Origin of the sequence: Ilumatobacter coccineus YM16-304, assembly GCF_000348785.1 — a bacterium.
Lineage (GTDB): Bacteria > Actinomycetota > Acidimicrobiia > Acidimicrobiales > Ilumatobacteraceae > Ilumatobacter_A > Ilumatobacter_A coccineus.
Genome location: NC_020520.1, coordinates 838,587 through 854,861, shown reverse-complemented (window position 1 = coordinate 854,861; position 16,275 = coordinate 838,587). Strand labels below are relative to the sequence as shown.

Sequence of the window (16,275 nt, the reverse complement as noted above, 5' to 3'; positions counted from 1 at the left end):
GAATCCTGGTCTCCATGGTCCTACCTGGGTCATTGGTGGCGAACTTACTGTGGTCGGCATCGGTCATGAGCTTCTGCGGTTCTCGAAGCGGTTGCGGAGGATGATCGCAACGAGGTTCAGCAGCAACACGAACACGAGCAGCACGACGATGGCCGCAGCCGCTGCGGTCGAGAAGCCGGCGTCACGGCCGGAGTTCTGCGTCCAGGTCGTGATGAGGATCGGCATGGCCGTGAATCGCTCGTCGAGGGCCCCCAGGTCGGTGAAGCCGGGGTTTGCGGTGAGCCCACCGGAGATGGCGCCGATCAGGATGAGCGGTGCGGCCTCGCCGATCGCGCGCGACATCGAGAGCAGCGTGCCGGTCAGGATGCCGGGAGCGGCGTAGGGCAGCATCTGCGTGCGGATCATGTCCCACTGCGTGGCGCCCACACCGTAGGCACCTTCCTTGAGACCGGAGGGCACCGAACGGAACGCCTCCTGGGCGGTGATGATCACGATCGGCAACACGAGAATCGCGAGGGTCAGCCCGGCGGAGATGACCGATCGGCCGTTGGTGATGTTGTCTTTGATCCAGCCGTCGTTGACGAACAGGTACAGACCCAGCAGGCCGTACACCACCGACGGAACGCCGGCGAGGTTGCGGATGATGAGCTGGAGGAAGCTGTTGAAGCGGGTCTGCTTCGCGTACTCCTCCAGGTAGATGGCTGCGGAGATGCCGATCGGAAACGCCAGGACAGCGACGAACACGCCGATCCACAGCGAGCCATACAAGCCCTGGTGCACACCGAGTCGATCGGAATCGGAGAGCGAACGCAGCGTGCCGTTCAGGAAGCCGCCGAGGCGGGTGCCGATCTGGTCCCAGCCGTCGACGACGACGGTGGCGATCAGCAGGCCGATCACTGCGAGCGAGAAGGCGAGCGCCAGCATCAGGAGGCCCTTGAAGGCGGCGCCGGCGACGTCGACCCGCGATCCGGTGACGTTCGCCTCGATCCGCTGGCGGTCGTTGGCGCTGACGAGTGGTTGCGTGAAAGCCATGGCTCAGTACTTCTCTCGCACACGGGCAACGAAGCTGTTGCCGATGATGTTGAGGACGAGGGTGATCAGGAACAGCATGAGTCCGACGAAGTAGAGACTCTGGAAGGTGAGGCCTTCACCGACGACGCTGTCGGTGCCGCTGGCGAGCGACGCCATCGCGGCGGTCATGGTGAGGCCGCCGTCGAAGGGGCTGGAGTTGAAGATGGCGGCATCGGTCGCGCCGCCGGCGAGGAAGACGACCATCGTCTCGCCGATCGCTCGGCTCACCGCCACGATGAAGGCGGCGACGAGGCCGGAGACGGCAGCGGGCAGCACGACTCGTGTCGTGGTGGTGACCTTGCGGGCACCGAGCCCCGCGGAGGCTTCCCGAAGCTCTCGTGGCACCGACCGCATGGCGTCTTCGGAGATCGATGCGACCAGTGGGATCGAGAGGATGCCCACGCCCATGCCTGCCGCCATCAGCGAACCGCCGGCGTCACCGCCGATGCGGGCGACGACGTTGGGGGCGAGGAACGTGAGTGCGAAGAAGCCGAGGACGACCGACGGGATGCCGGCGAGGATCTCGAGCGTCGGCTTGAGGATCTTGCGCACCTTCGGCTTGGCGTACTCGGAGAGGTAGATGGCAGCACCGAGGCCGATCGGCATGGCGACGATCATGGCGACAGCGGTGACGATCAGCGACGAGACGAGCAGCGTCGGGACGTCGTAGATGCCACGCCGAGGGAACCAGCCGATCTCGCCCCACGTCTTCGCCCACTCGATCTGCGACATGAACGTCCATGCTTCGCGGAACAGGGAGAAGACGATCAGCACCGAGATGAGCACCGACACGAGCGCGGCGAGGAACGCGGCGCCCTTGATGATGATCTCGCGAGCGTGGCGACGCCCTGGGGTTTCGAGCTGCTCGATGGTGATGGGTACTGGCGAACTCACGTGGTGACCTCCGAATCGGCCATCAGGGTATGACAAAGGGGACGAACGAAGGGTGGCCCCGCCCGAAAGTTCGGGCGGGCGCCACCCCTCGGTTGTTCACGAGTCGAGACTCGTGGTGGGGTTGATTCAGATGGCTTCCGCACCGCTGCGGACTTCGGCCTTGGCCGAGTCGCTCAGTTCGACGTATCCGACTTCGGCCACGGCCTGGTCGAGACCGTCGGCGAGGTAGAAGTCGACGAACGCCTGCAGGGCTTCGGACTCGGCAGCCTTGGCGTTGTTCACGTAGATGAACAGCGGACGGCTGATCGGGTACTCACCCGACGCAATCGTCTCGGCCGTCGGGGTCACGCAACCGTCGCCACCGTCGACGTCGAGCAACGTGACGTTCTCGGCGTTCTCGGCGAAGGCGAAACCGACCCAGCCGAAGCTCGTGTCGGAACCTTCGACACCCGACAGGATGACGTTGTCGTCAGCCGACGGGTTGTAGTCGGGACGAGTGATCGCTTCCTGGCCACGCTCGTCGGCGAGGTCTTCGAGGACGATCTCGATGAAGCTGTCGAACGTGCCCGACTCTTCACCCGGACCGTAGATCTCGAGCTCGGCATCGGGGAGGTTGCCCTCGCCACCCAGCTCGGTCACCAGCGCGTTCGCGTCGCTCCAGTTGCCGAAGCCGGTCGATTCCGGGCCGACGAGGCCGTAGATCTGCTCGTAGCTCAGGCACTCGACGGCGGTGTTGTTCGCCGAGGTCAACACCGACAGACCATCGATACCGACCTGGATCTCGGTGAACTCGATGCCGGCTTCGGCGCAGGCCGCAGCTTCCTCGTCCTTGATGGCACGCGAGGCGTCCGAGATGTCGGTCTCACCTTCACAGAACAACTGGAAACCGTCACCGGTACCCGGACCATCGACCGTGATGTTCACGTCGGGAGCCTGGTCATTGAACAGTTCCTGCACACGAACCGACACCGGCTCGACCGTCGAGGAACCCGAGATCGTGATCTCGCCCGACAGGCCGCTCAGGTCGGCTGCGGCCTCTTCTTCCATGGGCTCTTCTTCCATGGCGTCTTCTTCCATGGGCTCTTCTTCCGTGGCGGCCGGAGCGTCACCGCTCCAGGCGGCGCGAACCGCAGCCTTGGCGTCGTCGGCGAGTTCGACGTAGCCGACTTCGGCGACCGCGGTGTCGAGACCGTCGGCGACGTAGAAGTCGACGAACGCCTGCAGTGCGGGCGACTCGGCAGCCTTGGCGTTGTTCACGTAGATGAACAGCGGACGGCTGATCGGGTACTCACCCGACGCAATCGTCTCGGCCGTCGGGGTCACGCAACCGTCGCCACCGTCGACGTCGAGCAGCGTGACGTTCTCGGCGTTCTCGGCGAAGGCGTAGCCGACCCAGCCGAAGCTCGTGTCGGAACTTTCGACACCCGACAGGATGACGTTGTCGTCAGCCGACGGGTTGTAGTCGGGACGGGTGATCGCTTCCTGGCCACGCTCGTCGGCGAGATCTTCGAGGACGATCTCGATGAAGCTGTCGAACGTGCCCGACTCTTCACCCGGACCGTAGATCTCGAGCTCGGCATCGGGGAGGTTGCCCTCGCCACCCAGTTCGGTGATGAGCGCGTTGGCGTCGCTCCAGTTGCCGAAGCCCGACGACTCGGGACCGACGAGGCCGTAGATCTGCTCGTAGCTGAGGCACTCGACGGCGGTGTTGTTCGCCGACGTCAACACCGACAGACCATCGATACCGACCTGGATCTCGGTGAACTCGATGCCGGCTTCGGCGCAGGCCGCAGCTTCTTCGTCCTTGATCGCACGTGAGGCGTCCGAGATGTCGGTCTCGCCTTCACAGAACAACTGGAAACCGTCACCGGTACCCGGACCGTCGACCGTGATGTTCACGTTCGGCTCGATGTCGTTGAACAGTTCCTGCACACGAACCGACACCGGCTCGACCGTCGAGGAACCCGAGATGTTGATGTCACCCGAGAGTTCGCCGGCAGCCTCCTCGGCAGGGCTCTCCTCGCCGCTCTCGGCGGGGGTCTCTTCACTGCTCTCGGCGGGGGATTCCGCCTCGGGCTCGTCGCTGCCGCCACAGGCGGCCGCGGTCAATCCGAGTGCAAGCGCACCCGCAAAAATACGGCGTTTGTTGATCACGCTGTCGAACTCCTCGTTCGTTGGGGGAAATGGTTCACGTGGCATCGACCAGCCAGCGGCCCGTCGACGTTGAGAGCGAAGCTAGGAAGCCAAGGTGAACCGAACCCTCCGTCGGGTGAACGGAAGGTGAACAACGCCCAACGCGCGAACCAACAAGGGCGTGCGGCGCTGTTGGCCGGCCGATCGGCGGCCGACGACGGACGAACTGCGTCTATTCGCTGGCGCGACGGCCGGCGGTCTGCTGTTCGACCGCCCACTCGTACATCCGGCGCTGCGGGTGCGGGTCGAACTCGTCGACCGGCCCGAGGCGCAGCCACGTGTCGTCGGGTTGCTGCTCCCAGGCGACCACGTCGTCGGCGAGCGCGAACTCGATGGCCTGGTCGAGCCAGGCGACATGGCGAGGATGCTCGATCGGCACGAGGACTTCGACGCGACGGTTGAGGTTGCGCGGCATGAGGTCGGCCGACCCGATGAGGTACAGCGCATCGGACGTGGCGTCGTCGATCCGTTCCGACGAGTCGGGTCCGACACGGTTGCCGTGTGCGAAGCGGAAGATTCGGCTGTGTTCGAGGTAGCGACCGAGCACGCTGCGGACTCGGATGTTCTCCGACATGCCGGGAACGCCGGGCCGCAGACAGCAGATGCCGCGCACGATCAGATCGATCGTGACCCCCGCCTGACTCGCCTTGTACAGCGCTTCGACCATTTCGGGATCGGCGATCGAGTTGCACTTGATCGTGATGTGGCCATCGGTGCCGAACGACGACTCGTGCTCGATGAGATCGGTCAGTTGGCGTCGTAGGTCGCGCGGTGCGACCAGCAGCGTGCGGTATTCGATGGCACGGCTGTACCCGGTGAGGTGGTTGAACAGCTGGAGCGCGTCGGCGCCGACGTCGTCGTCGCACGTGAACAGGCCGAGATCCTCGTAGATCTTGGCGGTCTTGGCGTTGTAGTTGCCGGTGCCGATGTGGCAGTAGCGGCGAAGACGGTCACCGTCGTCGCGGACCACCAGCACGACCTTGGAGTGCGTCTTGAGGCCGACCATGCCGTACACGACGTGCACGCCGGCACGTTCGAGTTGCTTGGCCCACTGGACGTTGGTCGCCTCGTCGAAGCGCGCCTTGAGTTCGACGAGCACCGCCACCTGCTTGCCGGTCTCGGCGGCACGGATGAGGCTGCGGATGACGGCGCTGTCGCCGCCGGCCCGGTACAGCGTCATCTTGATCGACTGCACCTTGGGGTCCTTGGCCGCCTGCGAGATGAACTCCTCGACGCTGCTCGAGAAGCTCTCGTACGGATGGTGGACGAGCATCGAGCGATGGCGGATCACGTCGACGATCGGCTTGTCGGATTCTTCGGCTGCGGCGAGTCGACCCGCGGTGATCGGCGCCCAGAGATCGTCTTTGAGATCGGGCCGGTCGATCGACATCAGTTCCCACAGGCAGCTCAGGTCGAGCGGCGAGCGGTGATAGGTGACATCGTCGTGGGTGAGATCGAGTTCGCGAACCAGTAGCTCGAGGATCTCGGCGCCGATGTCGTGGCTGACCTCGAGGCGCACCGCCCGGTTGAAGCGGCGACGGCGCAGCTCCATCTCGACGGCTTCGAGCAGGTCTTCGGCTTCTTCGTCCTCGACGGTGAGGTCGGCGTTGCGGCTCACCCGGAACGGCGCCCACTCTTCGACGATCATCCCGACGAACAGCAGGTCGAGTTTGGCGGCGATGAGTTGCTCGACGGGCAGGAACCGGCCGACGGCGACCTCGACCAGTCGCGGGAAGACGTTGGGCACCTTGAGCCGGGCGAAGCGCCGATCACCGGTCTCGGGGTCGGCGACGTTGACCGCCAGCGAGAGTGCGAGGTCGGAGATGTACGGGAACGGATGGCCGGGGTCGACGGCGAGCGGGGTGAGCACGGGGAAGACGCGCTCGTCGAACCACGAGTCGAGCGCGGTGATCTCGTCGGGCGTCAGGTCGTCGTAGTCGACGAGTTCGACGCCGGCCTCCGCGAGTTCGGGGACGAGATGATCGACGAACGCCGTGTCGAGACGCTCGATGAACTCCGGCATCGAGGCACCGATGTCGGCCAACTGTTTCGCCGGTGTGCGCCCGTCGGGGGTCGGCCGGTCGAGACCAGCGGCGATCGTGTCTTTGAGTGCGGCGACGCGCACCTGGAAGAACTCGTCGAGGTTCGTCGATGCGATGGCGACGAACTTCGCACGTTCGAGGAGCGGGATTCCGGGCTCGGACGCGAGCGAGAGCACGCGATCGTTGAACTGCAACCACGACAGCTCGCGGTTCAAGAACCGCTGATCGATGCCGTCGTCGGTGCCGTCGATCGGCCGCGGCAGCGGCAGGTCGGGAGACGGAGGGTCGTCGATCACCGGTTCGGGCGGAGCGTCGGCGAGCAGTTCGTGCTGATGCGGCAACACTTCGACGAGTTCGTCGTCAGCGTCGTCGGGAGCCGGCCACGACACCCGATCTCCGTCCACAGGCCGGTTCCTCAGGCAGTGTCGTCGCCGGCGTCGGCCTCGGCCGCGGGCGCAGCGTCGGCGGACTCGGCAACGTCGTCGGAGACCGGCTCGGCGACGTCGCCGGACTCGGCGGCCGGTTCGACCTCGGCAGCAGGCTCGGCGGCCGGGGCCGACGTCGGCAGCCCGAGATCCCATTCGATGGTGATGTTCTCGCGCTCGGCGTCGCGAACGATGCGCTCGCGGTTGCGGCGGAACTGCGGGTCTTCGCGCGGAAGCAGCACGAGGCGGGCCAGCACGCGAGCACGGAACTCGTCGAGCGTCTGGCGGTCACCCCAGTCGCCGTAGACCTCCCAGTGCGGAGACACCGGACCGAGGTAGACGATTCGCGCGTGCGCCTTGGGCTCAGTGGATTCCACAACATCAGACATTGTCGGCACTCTATCGACTTCGCCACGCAGACGTCAGGTGGTCGCACCAGCGTTCATCTCGACGTCACCCGCCGGCGCCGCCCATTCCGGCCGTGGTTCGAAATGACAGGCCTGGCGTTCAGATTACGGATGTGTTACAGTTGCGCAACAACAGGGCGTCGACAACGCGGTCGAAAGATCGGGCAACGTCTGAGAAACGAATGAGAAATTGGGAACCAGACGGCGTTTGAGAACGTCAGTATTGGAGACAGACCCACATGCAGCCGCTGTGTTGCTTCTCCACGAACGCAGCGGCGGGTTCCCCCCACACGAAGGATCCGCCATGATCAAGCGAAACAAGCGCAATCAGAACAAGCAGCCCGCCGCCAAGGGTCTGAGCGATGCCGCCATCGCCGAACTCAACGGTCGCCCCACCGAACTCGCCACCGCGGCCCCCGATCCCGACAGCGAGACCGCCTGGATGGCCGAGGGCAACTGTCGCCTCCACCCGCCTGCCACGTTCTTCCCGAGCGACGGCGTCGGTGTCGACAAGGCACGCAAGATCTGCCGTGACTGCCCGGTGATGTCGCGATGCCTCGACTACGCGCTCGAGGAGCGCATCGACCACGGCGTGTGGGGCGGTTGCAGCGAGCGTGAACGCCGCCGCATCCTCAAGCGCCGCCGCGACGAATCGCTCGTCGCCACCGCCGAGACCGCCTGAGTCTCCACGCCGGACGCAGCGCCGGCGCCCGCGTCCCCGATGGCGTCGAGGTCAGAGTCGGTAGACGCGCGTCGCCGTGCCGCTGAACAGTGCTTGCTGTTCCGACTCGCTGTACTGACTCGCCAAGCGCTTGAGCGCGTTCCAGAGCACGGTGTACGAGATCGCCATGCGGTCGACGGGGAAATTGCTCTCGAACATGCACCGTTCCGGACCGAAGCACTCGATCGCGTGCTCGTACCACCGACGCTGCACGGCCAAGAACTCGTCCGCGGTCGGCGGTGCCGGTGCCCGATCGAAACCGAACCCGTTGTCGGGCATGGCGAGCCCGCCCAACTTCGCCACGACGTTCGGGCACGACGCGATGTCGGCGATGTCGCGCTTCCACTCCTCGAAGTAGTCGTCGTGGCGGCCGGCGAACGAACCGACGCCGACCGGCGTACCGAAGTGATCGAGCACCATCGTCGTGTCGGGCACCGCTCGCGCGAGGTCGAGGAACTCACGGTTCTGGTAGTGGAAGTGCCAGCAGTCGTAGGTGAGTCCGCGCTGGCCCAGCGCCGCCACCCCGGCCCGGAACGCCGGGTCGTACGCCTTGCGTTCGGCATACGCGGCCGGTATCCGATGCGCCTCGGGCTCGCGCGATCGAGCCAGTGCGTCACGGATGCCTCTGAAGCGACCGCCGGCCGCCTCGGAATGGGCGTCGAGCACATCGCCCAGACGGTCGCCGAGGGTCAGGTCGGCGTGGGCGACGATGCCCGAGATCGGAGGCGCATCGGGATGCGAGATCGCGAGGGCGTCGGCCGACTCGGCGACGAACTGGGTCTCACCGACCGGGCGCAGATGTTCGGGGCCCTCCTTGCGATACGCGGCGTGGCACTCGACGAACACGGTGGCCACGACGTTGTGTCCGGCGGTCGTGTCGGAGGCCAACTCGTCGTTGAAGTAGCGGAGCCCCTTGCCGCTCGGCCAGAGGTGGTGGTGCGGGTCGACGATCTCGCGCTCGGGGTCGATGATCGGTTCGACGACCTGATCGAGCCACGCTTGCGTTCCGGGTTCCATGAGCGAACGGTAGTCGGGGCCACCCTGCTCATCGGAAGGTGGGCCAGAACGCGAAACACCCCGACCTGGCGGCCGGGGTGTCGATCGAATTGGTGATCGGCAACGCCGATGCTCAACGACTCAGGAGTCGGCGGCGGTCTTCTCGTCGTCGGAACCGTTCTTGGCTTCGTCGAGTCCGTCCTTGAACTCTTTCTGTGCCTTGCCCAGGTTCTTCGCGAGCTTGGGGACCTGCGAGCTCCCGAACAGCAACAGGACCACCACCAGGACGATCAACGCTTCGTTACCACCGAGAAATCCGATCATGTGTTCAGGCTACCTCACGGTGTGGATCGAACGTCGGCGGTTCGGGGAAGTCGTGATCGCGTCGACGACCGCACTGGGTCGAGTTCGGACGCGCCGAACGGCCTCAGGCGCCGATCGTGCTGCGTGCGACCTGCGCGCGCTGGCGACGGATCCGGCGGCGTTCACGCTCGGAGAGGCCACCCCAGATGCCGAACTTCTCACCGTTCTGCAAGGCGAACTCGAGACAGTCGTGGCGGACTTCGCAACCACGGCACACCTCTTTGGCTTCACGCGTGGACGCTCCCCGCTCGGGGAAGAACAGGTCGGGGTCGACGCCGAGACAGTTGGCGCGGTCGTGCCAATCAGGGTCCGGCTCGACGGGTGTCGCGCTGATCGTGATGCTCGATGTGGTGATGAATTGCATGGTGGACCTCCTGCCGGGATGAGCGGTCCGTTCGGTGCGAATGTGTGGGTTGTCTCGTTCGGCCGATCACCGCTGTGAATCCCTCGTTCACAAGCGGTGCTTGACGTCGTTGCGACAACCTTGTAACTACAGTGTTGTCATTCTGCCAGACGATGCCTGTGTTTCGCAAGGGCGCGATCGCAATAATCGCGCGATCCGCGCGAATCGGCGGTTCGCAATCGCGCGGACCGCGCGAGACGACCACGGCACCGTCCCGCCTCGATCCGGCCGCTGACTCGCCTCCATCCCGCCTTCATCTCTCCGGCGTCGAGCCTCCATCCGGCTCCGATCGGGGTCGGCCGCGATGCTGGAGTAGGTTCGCGTCCATGCCGTCTCGCTTCACCTACTCACGCTGGGACGGGTCGCAGACCGGGTTCGAGTTCGACGCCGACGCCGCCTTCGACGAACTCACCGACGAACTGCTCTACCACGGTGACGTCAACGCCGCCCTCCGCCGGATGATGCAGGAAGGCATGCAGGACCGCGACGGCAACCAGCTCTCCGGCCTGCGCGAACTCCTCGAACAGCTCCGCCAGGAACGACAGGAACGCCTCGCCAACAGCGACCTCGGCGGCGTGTACGACGAGATCAACGACGCGCTCGACGACATCCTCGACGAAGAACGCCACGCCATCGAGAACGCGCTGCGCGAGGCGCAGAACTCCGGCGATCAGCGTCGCGCCGAGAACGCCGAGTCAGCGGCCATGGAGCGCAACATGCGCCTCGACCTCATGCCCGACGACCTCGCCGGCAAGGTTCGCGAGCTCGACTCGTACAACTTCGAGTCGGCCGAAGCGAAGCAGCGCTTCGAGCAGCTCATGGAGCAGCTCAAAGAACAACTCATGCAACAGATGGTCGACCAGATGTCGGGGGCCATCCAGAACATGACCCCCGACGACATGGCCCGCATGAAAGACATGATGGCGTCGCTCAACGAACTCCTCGAAGCGCACCAGCGCGGCGAAGACACCTCCGAGCAGTTCAGCGACTTCATGGACGAGTTCGGCGACTTCTTCCCCGAGAACCCCGAGAACGTCGAACAACTCCTCGAGCAGATGGCCCAACGCATGGCAGCCATGCAGGCGATGATGAACTCGATGACGCCCGAGCAGCGGGCGCAGCTGCAAGAGCTCAGCGACCAGCTCATGGGCGACATGGACCTGCAGTGGCAGATGCAGCAGCTCTCGGGCAACCTCCAGCAGATGTTCCCGCAGATGCAGTGGAACCAGAGCTACGACTTCGAAGGCCAGGACCCGATGGGGTTCCAGCAGGCGATGCAGGCCATGCAGGAGCTGGGCGACATCGACCAACTCGAGAACCTGCTCCGCAACGCGTCGAGCCCGAGCGCCCTCGCCGAAGCCGACATGGACAAGGTGCGCAACCTGATGGGTGACGACGCCGCCAAGTCACTCGAGCGGCTCGCCGAACTCACCAAGCAACTCGAACAGGCCGGGCTCATCGAGAACAAGGAGGGCAAGCTCGAACTCACGCCGAAGGGCCTGCGCAAGATCGGGTCGAACGCGTTGCGCGAGCTGTTCTCGAAGATGTCGAAAGACATGGCCGGCCAGCACGAGATGAGCCAGCACGGCGTCGGCCACGAACGCACCTACGACACCAAGGCGTACGAGTACGGCGACCCGTTCCAACTCGACCTCAACCGCACGATCCGCAACGCGCTGCGCCGCTCGGCGGGCGACGGCGAGACCGGCACCCCGGTCCGCCTCTCCCCCGACGACTTCGAGATCGAGCGCACCGAACACCTCACCCGTTCGGCGACCGTGCTGATGCTCGACCTGTCGCTGTCGATGCCGATGCGTGACAACTTCCTCCCGGCCAAGAAGGTCGCCATGGCGCTGCATCACCTCATCTCGACGCAGTTCCCACGCGACTACCTCGGCATCGTCGGCTTCTCCGAGACCGCTCGAATCCTCACCGCCGAGCAACTGCCCGAGGTGTCGTGGGACTTCGTGTACGGCACCAACATGCACCACGGCTTCACGCTGGCCCGCCAACTCCTGGCACGCGAATCGGGCAACAAGCAGATCATCATGATCACCGACGGTGAACCGACCGCGCACATCACCCCCGACGGGCTGCCCTTCTTCAACTACCCGCCGGTTCGCGAGACCATCGAGGCCACGTTGCGCGAGGTCGTCCGGGCCACGAAGTCACAGATCCGCATCAACACATTCGGGCTCGGCGCCGACGGCTCGCTGCGAGCATTCATCGAACGCATGACACAGATCAACCAGGGTCGGGCGTTCTTCACCACGCCTGAGAACCTCGGCGATTACGTGCTCGTCGACTTCCTCGACGGCAAGCGCCAGATGGCACGCGCCGGTCGCCGCGCCGGCTGACCGGCGGGTCGCTCGGCGCACGTGTCGCCGGCGCACGGGCGACGTCCGAGCGGCGGTGAGCACCCTGGTACGTTCTGCAACGGACGAACACGGGGGGATCATGCGATCAGTCAACGGAACAGCAGTACGGCGGGCCACCGCCATCGGGGCCGCATTCGCGCTGCTCGGTGTGTATCAATGGGCCGGCGGCGGGCAGTTCGGGCCCACGGCCGAGTCGGTCGACCCGAACCGGCCGACACCGCGCGGCGGGCAGGTCGAGAACGAACTCGGCGATCGCCTGATCCGTGACGACGAGTTCTACCGCCAGCGTGCCTACCCGAACGACGAGGTGCCGCCCGGCGCACTCGAAGACGCGTGGGCCGAGGCAGCGCTGCTCCCGGTGGTTGCGGAGACCCGATCGCTTCCCACCGCCGACGAGGTCGTCGCCACCGACCCGTTGTCGCCCGACTCGCTGAGCGGACCCGACGCGTTCGGGCTGCCGGCAAGTGCGACGTGGAGCCAGGTCGGCACCCGTGGCATCACCGGCTACACGAACCCCTTCGACGACTTCTACAACGGCACGGTGCCGCTGTCGGGGCGCATCGTGGCGATCGCGAACCACCCGATCGATCCCAACACCGCCTACATCGGCTCGCCGAGCGGCGGGTTGTTCAAGACGACCAACGGCGGCACATCGTGGACGCCGCTGTTCGATTCCCAGACCACGCTCTCGATCAGTGCGATCGCCATCGACCCCGACGCTCCCGACACCCTCTACGTCGGCACCGGTGAGGGCTCCGGTGGCCGCTACTACGGCCAGGGCGTGTTCAAGTCGACGAACGGCGGCGCGACGTGGACGAAGCTCTCCATCGGCTCGCCAGGAACCGCACTCGACTACTGCCACGTCTCCGACGTCGTCGCGTTGCCCGGCAACGACCGAGTGATCGTCACCGTGTCGTCCGCGACGTTCGGCGGACCGGCGTCGTCGTGCCAGACCTCTGGCACGTTCGCCGCGACCGGGCTCTGGACCTCGCCCGACGGTGGGATGAACTGGTCACACACCGTCACCGACGGGGCCACCGACCTCGCGGTCGACGCCGATGACCCCACCCGCATTTACGCCGGCGACCGACAGTTCGGCGCTCTGTACTCGATCAATTCGGGCGACGACTGGAGTACGACAGGCGGTCTCCCCGGGTCGGATCGCGGGCAGGCGAAGGTCGCCGCCGGCGATGGCGACGTGGTGTACGCGGCGATCGAGAAGGCATCCGATTTCTCGCTGCTCGGCATCTACAAGTCGACCGACGGTGGCATCAACTACAGCTTGCTGTCGGCACCCGCCGACATCTGCAACTATCCACAGCTTCCCGGCGACCCACTCACGGCGCAGTGCAACTACGACTTCGACATCGCCGTCGACACATCGCCCGCCGGCGACGACATCGTGTACCTCGCCGGCATCTTCCTCGGCCGCAGCACCGACGGCGGCGTCACCTTCAGCTACTCCGGCAACGATCCGAACGAAGAGTTCGGCTCGAAGCAACTGCACGTCGACATCCAGAAGCTCTCGTTCGACGCGAGCGGCCGGCTCTGGGTCGGCACCGACGGCGGCATCCAGCGCACGAGCAACGGCACGACGTTCACCAACGTCAACGCCGACCTCAACCTCCAGCAGTTCCAGCACGGCGTCTCGACCACGCCCGACGGCACGCTGTTCGGCGGCACGCAAGACCTCGGCTCCACCCGCTACACGACCGGGCCGGGCTGGACGATGTGGCTCTCGGGCGACGGTGGTGCGGGCGCGGTAGATCCGCGAGATCCCCAGGTGGTGTACGGCACGTACATCTACGGTCAGGCGTTCAAGTCGTTCGACGGTGGCGCGAACAGCTTCCCCCTCAACGAGCCCGACTGCATGGGCGAAGGCACCTCGGCATGCCTGTTCTACGCACCGTTCGAGATGGATCCGGCGCGACCCGACACGCTCCTGACCGCGACCGACAGGGTGTACCGAACCACCGACGCCGGCGAGACGGCACCATTCCCGATCAGCGCCGCGTTCAGCAACCCGATCAGCGCCATCGCTCCGGCAGCGAGCGACGAGAACGTCATCTACGCGGGGGACATCGGCGGGGAGCTCCGGGTCACCAGCGACGCCGGTATCACCAACACGTGGCCCGTCGTCTCGTCGTCACTCCCGGCACGGTGGATCACCGACATCCTCGTCGACCCGCGCGACGCCGATCATGCGTGGGTGGCGTTCTCGGGGTTCGGATCCGGACACGTCTACGAGACCTACGATCGCGGTGGCTTCTGGTTCGACGTGTCAGGTGACCTCCCCGACGCGCCGGTCAACGCGATCGACGCCGACTTCCGTACGTCACCCGCGAACGTCTTCGTCGGCACCGACGTCGGGGTGTTCGCATCCGACGATGGCGGTGCCAACTGGGCCCGCTACGGCACCGGGTTGCCACAGATCACGACGCTCGACGTCGTCGTCAACAGTGCGCAGAACACCCTCACCGCCGGCACCTCCGGACGAGGTATGTGGACCGTGCCGATCGGCTGCAGCGTGCCGACCAACGACCTGTTCGCCAACGCGACCACGCTGACGGGCCACAGCGACAGCGACGTCGGCGACAACACGTGCGCGTCGACCGAGTTCGGCGAACCGCGACACAACCCCGATTCCGGCGACCCGCTGCCAAGCAACTCGCTCTGGTGGAACTGGACCTCGCCCGGCAACGGGACGGTCGAGATCGACACGTTCGGAAGTGCGGCCGACACCCTGCTCTCCGTGTACAGCGGCGACTCGATCGGCTCGCTGACGCAACTCGCGCACAACGACGACACCGGCTCCGAGTTACAGAGTCAGGTGGAGCTCCCCGTCACCGAGGGCACCACGTACCGCATCGCCGTCGACGGCTACGACACGTTCGACACTGGATCGGTCACCGTCAATCTCGACGCGACCGTGTCGCCATCGGCACCGCTCAACGCCACGACGACACCGGGTAACGGTGAGGTCACCGTGTCGTGGGACGCCGCGAGCGCCAACGGCTCCCCGGTCATCGCCTACGGCGTCTCGGCCAGCCCCGGCACCGGCTCGTGCGGCACCGCCGGAGACACCTCGTGCACCATCGACGGGCTGACGAACGGCACCGAGTACACGTTCTCGATCACCGCGTCCAACGCCAACGGCACGAGCAACGCCGCGACCGTGACCGGAACACCCGGCACCGAGGTGATCGTGGCGCTCGCGCCCGGTCGTGTGTACGAGACTCGTTCGGCGCCGAACGTGACCGTCGACGGGCAGCAGACCGCCGTCGGCCGCACGACGGCAGGAGAGGTCGTCGAAGTCGAGGTCGCCGGACGCGCCGGGGTCCCCAACGACGCCGACGCCGCCGTCCTCAACATCACCGCCATCCGCCCGACCACCGGCGGATTCATCACCTCGTTCCCCTGCGGCACCACCCAACCCCTCACCGCCAGCCTCAACTACGCCGCCGGCCAAGTCATCGCCAACGGCGCCATCATCAAACTCGGCACCACCGGCACCAACACCGGCAAGGTCTGCATCTACACCAGCAGCGCCATGGACCTCGTCGTCGACGTCACCGGCTACGTGCCCGACGGATCGGTGCTGGGAGCACTCGCGCCGGGTCGTGTGTACGAGACGCGGTCGGCTCCGAACGTCACGGTCGACGGGCAGCAGACCGCCGTCGGTCGCACCGCCGCCGGTGGCGTGGTGGAGGTCGAGATCGCCGGTCGCGCCGGCGTGCCGAACGGTGCTGACTCGGCGATCATCAACATCACCGCGATTCGCCCGACCACCGGTGGATTCATCACCTCGTTCCCCTGCGGCACCACCCAACCCCTCACCGCCAGCCTCAACTACGCCGCCGGCCAAGTCATCGCCAACGGCGCCATCATCAAACTCGGCACCACCGGCACCAACACCGGCAAGGTCTGCATCTACACCAGCAGCGCCATGGACCTCGTCGTCGACGTCACCGGCTACATCCCGGTGACCACCGGGTTCGGTGCGCTGAGCCCGGGCCGCATCTACGAGACTCGTTCGGCGCCGAACGTGACCGTCGACGGGCAGCAGACCGCTCTGGGCCGCACGACGGCAGGAGAGATCGTCGAAGTCGACGTCGCCGGACGCGCCGGGGTCCCCAACGACGCCAACGCCGCCGTCCTCAACATCACCGCCATCCGCCCGACCACCGGCGGATTCATCACCTCGTTCCCCTGCGGCACCACCCAACCCCTCACCGCCAGCCTCAACTACGCCGCCGGCCAAGTCATCGCCAACGGCGCCATCATCAAACTCGGCACCACCACCGGCAAGGTCTGCATCTACACCAGCAGCGCCATGGACCTCGTCGTCGACGTCACCGGCTACGTCAGCGGCTGACCGCGTG

The 16,275-nt window shown here is 66.0% G+C and carries 11 protein-coding genes; 3 read left to right on the top strand and 8 right to left on the bottom strand.

All coding sequences use genetic code 11. The annotated features are described in order from the left end of the window. Positions 1-63: 63 nt before the first annotated feature. The 5 genes from pstA to YM304_RS25255 all read right to left on the bottom strand — a co-directional run bounded on the left by pstA (position 64) and on the right by YM304_RS25255 (position 7,014). A complete protein-coding gene (gene pstA / locus YM304_RS03875; RefSeq protein ID WP_015440333.1) occupies positions 64-1,032 on the bottom strand; it encodes a phosphate ABC transporter permease PstA in 969 nt (322 codons plus the stop codon). A 3-nt stretch (positions 1,033-1,035) separates the two neighbouring features. Further along, on the bottom strand, positions 1,036-1,965 hold the full coding sequence (gene pstC / locus YM304_RS03870; RefSeq protein WP_015440332.1) for a phosphate ABC transporter permease subunit PstC: 930 nt from the start codon (positions 1,963-1,965) through the stop codon (positions 1,036-1,038). A gap of 126 nt (positions 1,966-2,091) precedes the next feature. Further along, positions 2,092-4,119 (bottom strand): substrate-binding domain-containing protein, encoded by a 2,028-nt coding sequence (locus tag YM304_RS03865; protein WP_015440331.1) that lies wholly within the window; start codon positions 4,117-4,119, stop codon positions 2,092-2,094. Between the two features lie 211 nt (positions 4,120-4,330). After that, the gene (gene ppk1 / locus YM304_RS03860; RefSeq protein WP_015440330.1) at positions 4,331-6,604 is read right to left on the bottom strand and encodes a polyphosphate kinase 1; all 2,274 of its coding nucleotides are present in this window, start codon (positions 6,602-6,604) and stop codon (positions 4,331-4,333) included. An 11-nt stretch (positions 6,605-6,615) separates the two neighbouring features. After that, positions 6,616-7,014 carry a hypothetical protein gene (locus tag YM304_RS25255; RefSeq protein WP_193788178.1) on the bottom strand — a complete coding sequence of 133 codons (399 nt, stop codon included), beginning with the start codon at positions 7,012-7,014 and terminating at the stop codon, positions 6,616-6,618. 322 nt (positions 7,015-7,336) lie between these two features. Here YM304_RS25255 and YM304_RS25500 point away from each other — a divergent pair, with 322 nt between their 5' ends. Further along, on the top strand, positions 7,337-7,714 hold the full coding sequence (locus YM304_RS25500; protein WP_015440328.1) for a WhiB family transcriptional regulator: 378 nt from the start codon (positions 7,337-7,339) through the stop codon (positions 7,712-7,714). A gap of 51 nt (positions 7,715-7,765) precedes the next feature. On the opposite strand, the gene YM304_RS03845 is transcribed toward YM304_RS25500, so the two are convergent. From YM304_RS03845 to YM304_RS03835, 3 genes are all read right to left on the bottom strand, one after another. Then, positions 7,766-8,770 carry an amidohydrolase family protein gene (locus YM304_RS03845; RefSeq protein WP_015440327.1) on the bottom strand — a complete coding sequence of 335 codons (1,005 nt, stop codon included), beginning with the start codon at positions 8,768-8,770 and terminating at the stop codon, positions 7,766-7,768. A 120-nt stretch (positions 8,771-8,890) separates the two neighbouring features. Continuing rightward, complete coding sequence (gene tatA / locus YM304_RS03840; protein WP_015440326.1) at positions 8,891-9,073, bottom strand: twin-arginine translocase TatA/TatE family subunit; 183 nt, start codon at positions 9,071-9,073, stop codon at positions 8,891-8,893. Between the two features lie 103 nt (positions 9,074-9,176). Further along, positions 9,177-9,476: a WhiB family transcriptional regulator gene (locus YM304_RS03835; protein WP_015440325.1), complete on the bottom strand. Its 300-nt coding sequence runs from the start codon at positions 9,474-9,476 to the stop codon at positions 9,177-9,179. 365 nt (positions 9,477-9,841) lie between these two features. On the opposite strand from YM304_RS03835, the gene YM304_RS03830 reads away from it, so the two are divergent. Further along, on the top strand, positions 9,842-11,872 hold the full coding sequence (locus YM304_RS03830) for a vWA domain-containing protein (RefSeq protein ID WP_015440324.1): 2,031 nt from the start codon (positions 9,842-9,844) through the stop codon (positions 11,870-11,872). Positions 11,873-11,972: 100 nt separating this feature from the next. Then, on the top strand, positions 11,973-16,268 hold the full coding sequence (locus tag YM304_RS03825; RefSeq protein ID WP_015440323.1) for a fibronectin type III domain-containing protein: 4,296 nt from the start codon (positions 11,973-11,975) through the stop codon (positions 16,266-16,268). The last annotated feature ends 7 nt before the right edge of the window (positions 16,269-16,275 follow it).

Bases quoted from the DNA above. Each gene is read 5' to 3' on its own strand.
- YM304_RS03835 (WP_015440325.1), bottom strand. From the start codon at position 9,476: ATGCAATTCATCACCACATCGAGCATCACGATCAGCGCGACACCCGTC.
- tatA (WP_015440326.1), bottom strand. From the start codon at position 9,073: ATGATCGGATTTCTCGGTGGTAACGAAGCGTTGATCGTCCTGGTGGTG.
- YM304_RS03830 (WP_015440324.1), top strand. From the start codon at position 9,842: ATGCCGTCTCGCTTCACCTACTCACGCTGGGACGGGTCGCAGACCGGG.
- YM304_RS25255 (WP_193788178.1), bottom strand. From the start codon at position 7,014: ATGTCTGATGTTGTGGAATCCACTGAGCCCAAGGCGCACGCGCGAATC.
- YM304_RS03825 (WP_015440323.1), top strand. From the start codon at position 11,973: ATGCGATCAGTCAACGGAACAGCAGTACGGCGGGCCACCGCCATCGGG.
- pstA (WP_015440333.1), bottom strand. From the start codon at position 1,032: ATGGCTTTCACGCAACCACTCGTCAGCGCCAACGACCGCCAGCGGATC.
- YM304_RS25500 (WP_015440328.1), top strand. From the start codon at position 7,337: ATGATCAAGCGAAACAAGCGCAATCAGAACAAGCAGCCCGCCGCCAAG.
- YM304_RS03845 (WP_015440327.1), bottom strand. From the start codon at position 8,770: ATGGAACCCGGAACGCAAGCGTGGCTCGATCAGGTCGTCGAACCGATC.